9 protein-coding genes are annotated in these 13,472 nt (G+C 41.6%); 6 read left to right on the forward strand and 3 right to left on the reverse strand.

Annotated features, from left to right (window positions below; all coding sequences use genetic code 11):
* Positions 1-264: PTS fructose transporter subunit IIB (locus ACJAZP_RS19010; protein WP_415232321.1), on the reverse strand; the 264-nt coding region annotated here is incomplete at its 3' end.
* Positions 265-946: 682 nt separating this feature from the next.
* Between ACJAZP_RS19010 and ACJAZP_RS19015 the strand changes: the two genes are divergently transcribed.
* The 4 genes from ACJAZP_RS19015 to manA all read left to right on the forward strand — a co-directional run bounded on the left by ACJAZP_RS19015 (position 947) and on the right by manA (position 7,278).
* Complete coding sequence (locus ACJAZP_RS19015) at positions 947-2,044, forward strand: fructose PTS transporter subunit IIA (protein WP_415232322.1); 1,098 nt, start codon at positions 947-949, stop codon at positions 2,042-2,044.
* A 42-nt stretch (positions 2,045-2,086) separates the two neighbouring features.
* On the forward strand, positions 2,087-4,732 hold the full coding sequence (gene mngB, locus ACJAZP_RS19020; RefSeq protein WP_415232323.1) for a mannosylglycerate hydrolase: 2,646 nt from the start codon (positions 2,087-2,089) through the stop codon (positions 4,730-4,732).
* 57 nt (positions 4,733-4,789) lie between these two features.
* The gene (locus tag ACJAZP_RS19025; RefSeq protein ID WP_415232324.1) at positions 4,790-5,941 is read left to right on the forward strand and encodes a glycerate kinase; all 1,152 of its coding nucleotides are present in this window, start codon (positions 4,790-4,792) and stop codon (positions 5,939-5,941) included.
* 137 nt (positions 5,942-6,078) lie between these two features.
* The gene (manA, locus tag ACJAZP_RS19030) at positions 6,079-7,278 is read left to right on the forward strand and encodes a mannose-6-phosphate isomerase, class I (RefSeq protein ID WP_415232325.1); all 1,200 of its coding nucleotides are present in this window, start codon (positions 6,079-6,081) and stop codon (positions 7,276-7,278) included.
* 111 nt (positions 7,279-7,389) lie between these two features.
* Here the strand turns inward: manA and ACJAZP_RS19035 are convergent, their stop codons facing one another.
* Both ACJAZP_RS19035 and ACJAZP_RS19040 read right to left on the reverse strand, forming a co-directional pair.
* Positions 7,390-10,587 carry an efflux RND transporter permease subunit gene (locus ACJAZP_RS19035; protein WP_415232326.1) on the reverse strand — a complete coding sequence of 1,066 codons (3,198 nt, stop codon included), beginning with the start codon at positions 10,585-10,587 and terminating at the stop codon, positions 7,390-7,392.
* Positions 10,584-11,615: an efflux RND transporter periplasmic adaptor subunit gene (locus ACJAZP_RS19040; RefSeq protein ID WP_415232327.1), complete on the reverse strand. Its 1,032-nt coding sequence runs from the start codon at positions 11,613-11,615 to the stop codon at positions 10,584-10,586. Before ACJAZP_RS19040 ends, ACJAZP_RS19035 begins: the two co-directional genes overlap by 4 nt.
* A gap of 321 nt (positions 11,616-11,936) precedes the next feature.
* On the opposite strand from ACJAZP_RS19040, the gene mazG reads away from it, so the two are divergent.
* Positions 11,937-12,749, forward strand: coding sequence for a nucleoside triphosphate pyrophosphohydrolase (gene mazG, locus ACJAZP_RS19045; protein ID WP_415232328.1), 813 nt, complete (start codon positions 11,937-11,939; stop codon positions 12,747-12,749).
* Positions 12,750-13,151: 402 nt separating this feature from the next.
* A partial coding sequence (locus ACJAZP_RS19050; protein WP_415232329.1) for a PTS fructose transporter subunit IIB occupies positions 13,152-13,472 on the forward strand: 321 nt, incomplete at its 3' end.

A 13,472-nucleotide genomic window follows, 5' to 3' on the forward strand; every position in this document is an offset into this window, starting at 1 on the left:
CTTGATGCCGTCTTTTACTTTACCCTGAACAGAGACTAATCCTTCAAAGCGCTCCATCTCTGTCACACCAACGTCCGTTGCAAAGATAATACCGGATGCTTCTTCTACATCCTGCTGGGTGATACGGTCATCAATACCGTTAGCACCCTGTTTTTCTACTTTGATTTCAAGACCACGTTCTTTAGCCTTCTTTTCTAAGGTTTTAGCCGCCATGTAGGTATGGGCGACCCCGGCGGTACAGGCTGTAACAGCTAATATCTTCATTTTTGAATCCTCTTTTTTCTCTTTAAATTAAAGGGTAAATCTTTGTTTATTCTTTAGTCAATCTCTGCTAATCCGATGCATACTTAATCTATGCAATTGCTCAATGATGCGATAATGCCTTTATTTGTTTTTCCTGTCTGTGATTTGTTTCACACAAATACTATTTTGTATTGTTATTGTATTGTTTTTTCTCTGTGGTTTTGTTGTTAGCGCTATAATTTTTTAAAATAGAAACAACCTGCGTACGAATAGATAAATGTATTGGATAATGGCTGTCACACATTGGAAAAACCCTTTTTTATTATCTTTGATCTTTTTGCTAAACCCTGATCGGTTTTATTGTAAATGGCTATTTTGCTGTTACAGAAGGGTAGTTGATATGTTTTTACTAACCTTTATCTGAGAAATGTTCGATTGCACTCTCATTTGTTACGATGTGATTTTTAAGCTAATTTGTTTTGATAAATCAGAGGGGTATATACTTTTTCGGGGTTATGTTTTTAATTTTATGATTGAACGTGTACAAATAAAATCGTAATAAATAATACAAATAACAATACAATTGACTATAATGTAGATCTAAATCACAGTATTTGTGTATTTAATAGGTAACATTACTTTCATTAAATAATCAAATGCATCAAATACATCAAACTTGTAAAAATGGAACGGAGCAATATTTATGAATATTACAACTCTTACCAATAGCTCTTTGATAAATCTGCAAACTACCTACGCAGATAGAGACACAGCTATTAAAGCACTTGCAGAGCAACTTGATCAGCAAGGTAAATTACATAATAAGCAAGAATATCTTAATGCTGTATTTGCGCGTGAAGAACATGGCGCAACGGCATTAGGTGAAGGTCTTGCCGTACCCCATGGCAAGTCTGATGCAGTAAAAGAAGCAAGTTTTGCAATGGCAACATTAAAAAATACTCTGCAGTGGCAGGGGATAGATGAAGACGAAATGGAAGATGTTAACTTAATCTTTTTATTGGCGATTCCAAATGCAGAAGCGGGTTCAACCCATATGAAGATCCTGACCGACTTAACCTCTGCACTGGTTGATGATGATACCCGTGAAGCGATGCTTAAAGCGACTTCTGCGGCGCAGGTAATTGCTTTGCTTAATGGTGAAGAAGTCAAACAAGAAGTTGTTGAAACAGCAACCAAGATCACTGCTCTGACCAACAGTGCTTTAATTAATCTACAGACAACATTCGCGAATAGAGATAGCGCGATTAAAGCTCTTGCCGAACAACTTGATCAGCAGGGAAAATTACATAATAAAGAACAATACCTTGAAGCTGTATTTGAGCGTGAAGCCCATGGCGCAACAGCATTAGGTGAAGGCCTTGCTGTCCCCCACGGTAAATCCGATGCGGTTAAAGAAGCCAGCTTTGCTGTAGCAACACTAAAAGAAACATTGCAATGGCAGGGAATAGATGACGATGAAATGGAAGATGTTAACTTAATCTTCTTATTGGCGATTCCCAATGCCGAAGCGGGTTCAACCCATATGAAGATCCTGACCGATTTAACCTCTGCACTGGTTGACGATGATACGCGCGAAGCGGTGCTTAAGGCGACAACAGCAGAAGAAATTATTGCTTTGCTTGATGGTGAAATGCCCAAAATTGAGGCTGCAACAGAGGTGAAAAAACCTCAAACACCAGCATTCGAAAAAACAGCGCCTGCAAAAACGCCTGCTAGAGCAGATGACGACGTTTCTTTTATAACAAAGATCCTACGTTCAATCTCAAAAATATTTTCTTAATGACGACTAAAAAATTCCTATTAAAAAATAAGGTATAAAATTATGAGCACCTCTCGCGTACATATTACTCCGCACATGCACTGGGATCGTGAATGGTACTTCACAACAGAAGAATCTCGCATCCTACTGGTTAATAATATGGAAGAAATTCTGGAACGTCTAGAAACAGATCCTGAATATAAATACTTCGTAATGGATGGCCAAACTGCGCTATTAGAAGACTATTTTGCAGTCAAACCAGAAAATACAGAGCGGGTTAAAGCACTGGTTCAAGCGGGTAAACTGATCGTTGGTCCTTGGTATTCGCAAACCGATACCATGCAGGTTTCCGGCGAGTCAATTGTACGTAATATGATGTACGGTATCCGCGATTGTTTGGCATTGGGTGATGTAATGAAGATTGGCTACCTGCCGGATTCATTCTCAATGAGCTCCCAGCTACCGATGATCTATAACGGTTTCGGTATCGATCGCACTATGTTTTGGCGTGGTTGTTCTGAGCGTCACGGTACAGATAAAACTGAATTTTTATGGCAGTCAAATGACGGCAGTGAAGTCACCGCTCAGGTTCTGCCGCTCGGTTATGCTATTGGTAAATATTTGCCTAATAATAAACAAGCGTTAACCAAGCGTTTAGATACCTATCTGAGAGTATTAGAAAGTGCCTCGGTGACCAAAGATATTTTATTACCCAATGGTCACGATCAGATGCCCATTCAGAAAGACATTTTTGAGGTGATGGATACATTACGTGAAGCTTACCCGGATCGTGAATTTGTGATGAGTCGTTTTGAAGAAGTCTTTGAAAAAATAGAAGCGCAGAAAGATCAACTCGATACCATCAAGGGTGAATTTAACGATGGCAAATATATGCGTGTTCACCGCAGTATTTCCTCGACTCGTATGGATATCAAAATTATCCATGCTGAAGTTGAAAACAAAATTGTTAATATTCTCGAGCCACTGGCTGCTATTGCATGGAAATTAGGGTTTGAATATCATCACGGTTTAATCGAGAAAATGTGGAAAGAAAGCATGAAAAACCATGCTCACGATTCTATCGGTTGTTGTTGTAGTGATAAAGTTCATGCGGAAATTCTAAACCGTTACATTCTTGCCGATGATATGGCGACTAACCTTATCAACTTTTACAAGCGTAAAATTGTTGATCATATGCCGGCTAAAGAAGATTGTGACAAACTGGCACTGTTCAACCTTTCTCCCTACGCACGTGATGAAGTTGTAAATACGCTTGTCACTATCCGTGCTCAAGAATTCAAAATCTTTGATGATGCGGGTAACGAAATTGAATACTTTATTGAAGATCAATGTGAAATAGACCCGGGTAAAATTGACCGTCAAATCGTACATTACGGTAACTACGACCCCTTTATGGAGTTCTCAATTCAGCTTAAAGTCAAAGTACCGGCAATGGGCTTTACCACTTTCCATGTTAAAGCGAATGAAAAAGGTGCATTAAAAGCGGCACAAGAAAAACAACCGAATGTACTGGAAAACAGCTTTTACAAAGTGACTGTTAACGGTAACGGCACATTAACTATCTTTGATAAAGAGACTGAGCAAACATTTGATCAGGCACTGCGTCTTGAAGATGGTTCAGATGATGGTGATGAGTACGATTACTCTCCTTCACGTAAAGAGTGGCTATTATACTCGGATCAGTTTGACGCAGAAATTAATGTTGAGCAGCAGGCATTCCAATCTGTTGCCACTATTAAACTGCGTATGGACGTACCTTCTAACCTTGAAGCGCGTGAAGCGCGCAGCAATCAAAAAGGGTATGTAGAGGCAGTTTGCCGCGTTGTTCTAAAAGAAGATAGTCGCCGTATCGAAGTACGCATGGAACTGGATAACCAGGCCGATGATCACCGCGTGCGTGTATTGATTCCAACTGCCTTTGTGACCGATACTGTTGTTGCTGATAACCAGTTCGGTTTGATCACCCGTCCAACGGATGATCCGGCAATGAAAGTGTGGGAGGAAGAGAAGTGGAAAGAAGCACCGGTTCCTGTCTACCAGCTGATGAACTTTGCAGCACTGGAAAATGGTCAAGCGGGCATGGCGGTTATGACCAATGGTCTGCGTGAATTTGAAGTTATTGCTAACAAGAGTGAGCAACGTGACACCTTAGCGCTGACCCTGTTCCGTGGTATTGGTGTACTGGGTAAAGAAAATCTACTGCTTCGCCCTGGCCGTCCATCGGGTATCAAAATTCCTGCTCCAGATTCACAAGTGCGTGGCAAGTTGGTTTGTGAATTTACCCTGTTTGGCTTTGCTGGCAACCATATCGATGCCAATGTAATGGCTGAAGCGCGTGCCAATGTGACCCCTATTCAAACCTACAACAAGATTCCGTATAATGCGATGAAACTTAATGTCGGTGAGCAGAATTTACCATTAACCTACAGCTTATTAAGCACTGAGAAAGAAGGCTTAGTATTAAGTGTACTGAAAAAGGCGGAAGATGAAGACGCATTAATCATGCGTGTTTACAATCCCTCTGAAACAGCAACCGCAGCTGGCAGCGTTGAGTTTACAACTCCCGTTACCGAGTGGGTTGAAACCTTAATGGATGAAACGCTAAAAGAGGGAGTCGCTGTACAACAATCGCAGGATTTTGGTACATTAGCTCAGTGTCAGGCTAAAACATTCCGTGTTAAATTCTAAGTAATACTCAAATTACAACGACAGCCCCTTAGTAATAAGGGGCTAATAGGGGAAATGATGAAAATTGTTATCGCACCCGATTCCTTTAAAGAATCCCTTTCCGCTATGGCCGTTGCAAGCTGCATCGAAAATGGCTTTTCGCAAATTTTCCCAAACTGTGAAGTTGTCAAGATCCCGCTGGCTGATGGTGGAGAAGGAACTGTTGATGTTCTTGTTGATGCGCTTAACGGGGAAAGACAACATCAGGATGTACAGGGGCCTATTTCAGGTAATGTTAATGCGGTCTGGGCTTTGCTTCATGAAGGGCAATCTAAAACGGCATTAATCGAAATAGCGGCGGCTTCCGGTCTTGATTTAATTACTCCGGAGCAACGCAATCCGCTGTTAGCGACCAGCTTTGGTACAGGCCAAACCATACTACAGGCATTAGATTCAGGCGTTGAAAAAATTATTATTGGTTTAGGCGGTAGTGCAACCAATGATGCCGGCGCGGGTATTTTGCAAGCCTTAGGTGGCCAATTATTAGATGCACAGGGTAATGAATTGCCCCCTGGCGGTGCGGCGCTTATTGATTTAGCGGCTATCGATCTGAGCAATATTGATAAACGCTGTGCAAATGTTGAATTTATTGTGGCCTGTGATGTATCAAACCCTTTAACCGGGAGCAATGGTGCGAGTCACGTTTTTGGTCCGCAAAAGGGAGCAACGCCGGAAATGGTGGAGCAACTTGACAAAGCATTAGCGCATTTTGCGGATGTTGCCGAGAAAACATTAACGGTTAATCACCAGCAAAGTGCCGGATTCGGTGCAGCAGGTGGTACGCCCATGGGCTTGTGCTTAGCTTTTGATATTCAAATCCAGGCCGGTATTGACATGGTACTGGATATTTTAAAGGTTGATGATGCATTAGCAGGGGCTGATTTAGTGATCACCGGTGAGGGTCAGATGGATAACCAGACACTTAACGGTAAAACCCCCTTTGGTATTGCTAAACGTGCACAAGCACGCAATATTCCTGTGATTGCCATTGCCGGATCCTTAGGCTTCGAAGTGGAAGCTTTATATGACACTATCGGTAGTATATTTGGCAGTGTACGTTCTCCGCAACCTTTAGCGCAGGTATTAAGTGAAGCTGAAGGTAACTTAACGCGCACGGCAAGAAATATTGCGGCAACGCTGGCAATGGGAAATACACTTTCTCTAAAATAATATTGTAAATCGTTAACTGACTTATATTTAATAATAATTAGCTGCTTTTTATTGCTACTTTAGAAGTTTTATAACAAGTGACAAAAAGCAGGCTAATTATTACCTATTAATCGAATTTGAATCTATAAGGGACAATCATGTCACAAGCACTCCCATCTAATTTTTTCCCAATGGAAAATGTTATCCAGGACTACATCTGGGGAAGCCGTACTGCTATCAGTGAATTGCTGGGCGTCAAAAATCCGGACAACCAACATCAGGCAGAAATCTGGATGGGTGCTCACCCAAACGGTTGTTCTAAAATAAAAAATAATAATGAAACACAACTTTTATCGGATTTTATCAATCAAAATAAAAGCATGATTCTAACGGCTGAAACAAGCGCAAAATATGGTGAACTGCCTTATCTGTTTAAAGTGCTTGCCGCCGGTGAAGCTTTATCGGTGCAAGTGCATCCAAGCAAAGAACAGGCAGTTGCCGGTTTTGCAAAAGAAGAAGCGGCAGGCTTAGCGCGTAATGCGGCCAACCGTAACTATAAAGATCCAAATCATAAACCGGAACTTGTCTATGCACTCACGCCTTATCAAGCAATGAATGGTTTTAGAGTGTTTGATCAAACAATCGCTTTATTTCAAAAGATAAATGTTTCTGTACTTGATGATCTGGTTTGTGCATTCGCTGCTGCACCTACATCAAGCGGCCTTGAAACCTTCTTCTCGTCAATACTGTCCTTGCAGGGCGAAACAAAAGAGCGTGCAGTAAAAGCGTTAATTGAATATGCAAATGCTAATAAGCAAGATCCGTTATTTGCGCTTATTTTAGAGCTTGCGAAGCAGCATCCGGGTGACATTGGTTTGTTCACGCCATTAATGCTGAATGTTATCACTCTGCAGCCCGGTGAAGCGATGTTCCTGTATGCCTGTACGCCGCACGCGTACCTCAAAGGCACGGGACTTGAGATCATGGCAAACTCAGACAACGTTTTACGTGCCGGCTTAACGCCAAAATACATGGACGTTAAAGAGCTGGTTGCCTGCACTAAATTTGAAGCGATTCCTTTTGAAACGCTGCAGTTTAAACCTGAAGAAAAACAGGGGGGGTTGTATTACGCGATTCCCGTTGATGATTTCAAATTTGCACTGTTTGAATCTGTGAATGATTTAACCATAGAGACACAAAGTGCCGAGATTTTAATTGCCTTGGATACAGATGTTACATTAACTCATTCACAGGGTGAAAGTGTCACTATATCAAAAGGTCAGTCAGTCTTTATTCCTGCCTATGCAAAACAATATCAGCTAACCTCTAAAGGCCGCGTTGCTCGTGCTTTTAACTAGTTAAGTTTAGCTATAAGGATTGTTGGTTGATCTTTCCGCCTGATTAAGTTTGTAAAAAGACCGCCAATTGAGGCGGTCTTTTTTTGCGTTCAGCCACTACTATCACAGTGCTTATGGCTCAAAGCGTTTATGCATAAAGGCGTAATAGAGTACCGGAATAATCACCAGGGTTAATATCGTTGAGATAAAAATACCGAAGATCAGGCTGATTGCCAAACCGCCAAAAATGGGATCATCGAGAATAAAAAACGCTCCAATCATGGCAGCTAATCCGGTTAAAATAATTGGTTTGGCACGCACTGCACCGGCATTAATAACCGCTTCGTTAAAAGGTTTCCCGTTGTTTGTTTGATGATTAATAAAATCCACTAACAAAATCGAGTTTCTGACAATAATACCTGCCAGGGCGATCATTCCGATCATTGAGGTCGCCGCAAATTGTTGCCCTAACAGCGCGTGTCCGGGCATAACGCCGATAATGGTTAAAGGAATGGGCGCCATAATAATAAGCGGAACAATATAAGAGCGGAACTGCGCAACGACTAAAAGATAAATCAAGATCATGCCAACCCCGTAAGCAATACCCATATCCCGAAAGGTTTCATAGGTTATTTTCCATTCTCCATCCCACAATACGGCGACTTCTTCTGTACCTTTAGGCTGATTAATAAGATATTGGTTTATATCTAAATTATTGTCTTTAATGGTGTTGTAGATAGAAAACATTCCATATAAAGGGCTGTCCAATTCACCGGTCATATCCGCGGTCAGCATAATCATAGGAATCATGTTTTTATGCATGATAGGTTTATCCACGAGCGTTTTCTCAATCTCAATTACCTCGGACAGAGAAATTAATTTACCGTTTTGGTTAGCGAGTTTAAGGTTTAAGACCTGTGCCAAATTAACCTTATCACCCTCTTTAAGTTGCAGACGAATAGGGATAGCATATTTTTGTTTATCGCTGTGTAGAATATTAATGTCTTTGCCGCCAATAGACGTTGCTACGGCATCGACAATATTGGCATAGGGCACCATTAATCGTGCTGCTTTACTGCGGTCAATATTTACCTGCCATTTTTGCTGATCCTGCGGATACATTATATCAATATCAACCACATCGTCAGCACCATGAAATAAGGTTTTTAACTGTATGGCTGTCTGTTCCCTAAGCGCCGTATTCGGGGCATAAACTTCAGCTACAATGGGCGACCATACGGGCGGCCCTGGTGGTACTTCGACGACCTTTACATTAGCCTGATAAGGCTGCGCTATTTTTTGCAGTTGGCCGCGAATACTGACCGCTATTGTATGGCTGTCGCGTTGCCGTTCACTTTTATCGATCAGGTTAACCTGAATATCACCGAGCTCCTGAGTGCTGCGCATATCGTAATGACGCACCAGACCATTAAAGTTAATCGGCGCCGCAGTCCCGGCATAGATCTGAAAGTTTTTGATTTCAGGGACATCGATGACTACTTCACTCAATTCCACCAGTAAACGTTGAGTTTCTTCGATGGGACTGCCTTCGGGTAAGTCAACGATGATTTGAAATTCTGATTTATTATCAAAGGGTAACATCTTCATGACCACCAACTTTGTGAGCGGTAGAAGAACCGATAAAAGGATCAAAATCATCACCACAATAAACAGTATCCAACGTGCCATTTTCGCTTTTTTGCCCAGCACAAAGGGACCAATTATTTTATGGAATAAGCGGCTCATAAAATTTTCTGTTATGAGCTTACCTTGCTCGCCTGCGTTAGTAACCGGCTTTTCACTCGGCGTGTGAGATTTTAATAATTTCCCGCTTAACCAGGGTGAAAGTACAAAGGCAACGGCTAATGAAATAAGCATTCCCATGCTGGCATTAATTGGAATGGGACTCATGTAGGGGCCCATTAAGCCGCTGACAAAAGCCATCGGCAAAAGGGCTGCAATAACCGTAAAGGTTGCCAGTATAGTGGGCCCGCCGACTTCATCTACCGCAACGGGAATGATTGCACTGAGTTTTTCATTACTCATCTTCATATGGCGATGAATATTTTCCACTACTACAATCGCATCATCGACCAGAATGCCGATCGAGAAAATAAGTGCAAACAGAGAAACTCGGTTGAGGGTGAATCCGTAGGCCCAGGAGGCAAACAGGGTGATAGTCAGGGTGATTGAAATGGCCACGCCGACCACAATAGCTTCTCGCCAGCCCATGGTTAATAACACTAAAATAATCACTGCGCTGGTGGCAAAAATAAGTTTAGCAATTAAAGTGTTGGATTTATCTGCAGCGGTTTTGCCATAATCGCGCGAAATAGTCACCTCAATATTGTTGGGTATAAGCACGTTTTTGATTTCATTAATGCGCGCTGCTATGGCATTGGTGACATCAACGGCATTTTTCCCTGGCTGCTTGGCAATCGCAATAGTAACAGCGGGATATAATACACCGTCTTCACCGTGTAACACATTTTGAGTGGGAATATCGGCGGAAAGATTAACCTCGGCGACATCTTCTAAGTAAACGGGAAAACCGCTTTTAACCGAAACGATCAATTTTTTTATTTCAGAAATGTTCTGTAAAAATTGGCCTGTTTGTACTTTTATCTGCTGGTTATTCTGTATTAAAGAAACCGGCGTTGAGCTGGCATTATTACTGGCTAAAACTTGATTTATCTGATCAAAACTGACGCCAAAACTATTCATTTTTATGGGATCGATACGGATATCGACAATCAGTTGATGCCCGCCCACGGTATAGATATCACGCGTGCCATTAATATGTTTAAGTTCACTCTCCAGACCATGGCCTACCTGAGTCAACTGCTGCGGTGTGACCTTTCTATCTTTTGACCAAAGGGTTAATGAGGAGATGGGCACATCATCAATGGCGCGCGGTTTGATCAAGGGTTGACCGATACCGGCATTCATCGGCAGTTTATCCATATTTGAATAAACCTGATTATATAAATTTACAATCGCATCGTTACGTTGTTCACCTACCTTAAAAATAACGATAATCATCGCACCGTCGGGTTGTGAAAAAGAGTAAGTGGTATCAATCCCTTTTATTTCAGAAATAACCTGTTCCATCGGAATGGTGACTAAGTTTTCTACCTCTTTAGGAGAGGCGCCGGGGAAGGGGATATAGATATCGGCAAAAGTGACATCAATTTGTGGCTCCTCCTCTTTGGGGGTCACCAAAATAGCGAAAACACCTAATAATAATCCAACGATCGCCAGCAGAGGAGTGATCGCAGCTCCCTGGAAATATTGTGCAATTCTTCCGGAAATTTTGAGTGGAGGATTCATTCTTTAGCCCCCAACTGTTTTAGCTTCTGGTAGGCGTCAATACTGATTTTATCGCCGGAATGTAATCCGGATAAAATTTCAATGTCGTTATCCAGTCTGTTACCCAATCGAACCTGGGTTAAAACCGCTTTCCCATCAACATCCCGATAGACCGCATTGAGTTCGTTATTGGTCAAGATTGCGCTGCTTGGCACATTGATTGTTTTTGATTCGCCGCGCACAAATTGTACTTTTACCCACATTCCCGGTAATAAGAGTTTATCGTTGGGGGGTAAGTCTATACGTACTTTAAAGGCATGTGACTGTTGGTCGGCATAGTTAAATAAAGTAATTTTATTCGAAAACAGTTTACTGCCATCTCCCAGAGTGATAATAAATTCCGGATTATCACGCAGTGCTAAAAGATAACGCTGAGGAATCTCGGTTACCGCTCGTAGGCTGGTTAAGGACATACCGGAAAAAAGTGGCTCGCCTGGATTGACCGTTTCACCTATCTCCACATGCCGTTCAGTAACAACGCCTGCGAAGGGGGCTTTGATAATGGTATAATCTAAGGATTCTTTGGCTTGGGTTAAACCCGCCTGAGCGGTCTTTATAAGCTGTTTATTGGTTTCGGCCGCCGCTGCCGCCTGATCCAGTTGCCCCCGTGAAATTGCACCCTTGGGGAAAAGTTTTTTATAACGATCATAGGTTAATTTGGATTCATTATAGGCAGCCTGGGTGCGTAATACATTCGCTTCTGCAGCGGCCAACTGCGCTCCCTGCTCTCTGTTGGTCATTTCCAGAATGATGCTGTCTTTTTCGACGTAATCATTGGTATCAAAATTTATTTTTGTAATACGGCCGCTGGTTTGTGAAGAAAGCGTGGCTTTATTAATGGCTTCAATGGTCGCATCTAAAACGACGATCTGTTCTTTTTGCTCATCGATCACCTCAAATAGTGTGTCTGCAAAAAGCGATTTGCTGTACATAACGGCAAAAAACAAACTGATAAAAAGCGCAGAGGGTGAATAATATTTTGATTTCATGAGTGAGCCCTTGACAAAGAATCTTAAGTTTAATTAGCTAATTCTAATGTAGTCTTGTCTAATTCACAAGCTTATGATGTTATATCATTAAATGTAGTTGTTATATTGTCGGTTGTGTTTGATTTGTGAGTAAAAAATACAATAAACCGCTATCCCTATTAGTTCAAAGCGGCACTTTTCTTAGCGAGCAGAATAAACTGCTTCTCTGCATTTTGGGTGCCGATTTTTTATGTTATAGCTCAGTACTATTAATATCCTGTTTATAATCCCTGACAATTGATTTACCCTTAGCGGTTTATTGCTGCTATTAAGGATTCGTTTATGCCAACCGCTAATTTACAACCTCTGTTAAAGATCATGGAACAACTGCGCGATCCTGAAAATGGTTGTCCCTGGGATAAAAAACAAACCTTTGATTCGATTGTGTCTCACACCATAGAAGAAGTTTACGAAGTTGCTGACGCTATCGAGCAGAAAGACTTTGCGGAGTTAAAGGGGGAGCTGGGGGACCTGCTCTTTCAGGTGGTCTTTTATGCGCAGATGGCAAAAGAGCAGGGACTGTTTGAGTTTAACGATATCATTGAGTCGATCAGCGAAAAGCTGATTCGTCGTCACCCGCACGTCTTTGCCAATACAGAGTTTGCCAATGAAGACGAAATTCATGCCAATTGGGAGGCTGAAAAAGAAAAAGAGCGCGCCGCAAAAGCCTTGTCAGAAAATAAAAGTGACAGTCTATTGGACAATATTCCCTTAAGCTTACCGGCTTTAAACCGTGCATATAAAATTCAAAAACGTTGCTCAAGTGCGGGTTTTGATTGGGATAGTTTGCCGCCCGTTGTTGATAAAATTTATGAAGAGATAGATGAAGTTTTAGTGGAAGTAAAACGTGATGATCTCAGCGAAACGCAAAAGCAGGCGCGTATTGAAGAAGAGTTAGGGGATCTGTTATTTGCCAATATTAATTTGGTGCGTCATTTAAAATGTAACCCTGAACAGGTCTTACGCCAGGCGAACAGTAAATTTGAAAAACGTTTTCGTCTGGTCGAGCAAAGCGTGCTTGCACAGGGTAAACAAATGCAGGACTGCAGCATCGAAGAGTTAGATGTTATTTGGGAGCAAGTCAAAAAACAGTAGTATTAAATAAATAATGCTGTCGGCTGATAGCTGACGGCAGTCTAAAGCATCCACCGCAACCAATCCTGCTTGATCCATTCCTTATCATATACCCGCACTAATAAGAAGGATTGACACTTTTCTTCAAAGCGAACCCCGGTAAAATTTCTGCTATTTATGGCCTGCTCTCCTATCTAATAAATGTATTAATCAATGCTTAGTTGTATCTTTTTTCGGAAGCGGGTTTGTATTGGTGTGATCTATGTTGTATTAATACCTTTATAATACGTTTTGTGGTTTTTGTGTGAGTTCCATCACGGATAAATTAGCTGGATTCAGTGATTATAGCGCCACTGAGTAAGTAAAAGTTAACTTGTAAATATCTGCGATAAATGGATATTCGCTTAGGTTCAATAGGATAAATTGTCATACAAATACCTGGTGTATAACTTAAAAGATGAAACAAAGGATCATAAAATGAAGAAAATATTAGCTGTTACAGCGTGTACTGCCGGGGTTGCTCATACTTACATGGCGGCCAAAATTTTAGAAAAGAAGGCTAAAGAACGTGGTCTTGAAATCAAAGTAGAAAAGCAGGGTGCTAACGGGATTGATGGCCGTATCACCCAGCAGGATGTAGAAGAAGCATCCGGTATTATCTTTGCAACGGACGTTGGTGTGACAGAGATGGAGCGCTTTGAAGGATTAGTCTCTGTTCAGGGTAAAGTAAAAGACGGCATCAAA

Origin of the sequence: Psychromonas sp., from assembly GCF_047632955.1 — a bacterium.
Classification (GTDB): Bacteria; Pseudomonadota; Gammaproteobacteria; order Enterobacterales; family Psychromonadaceae; genus Psychromonas.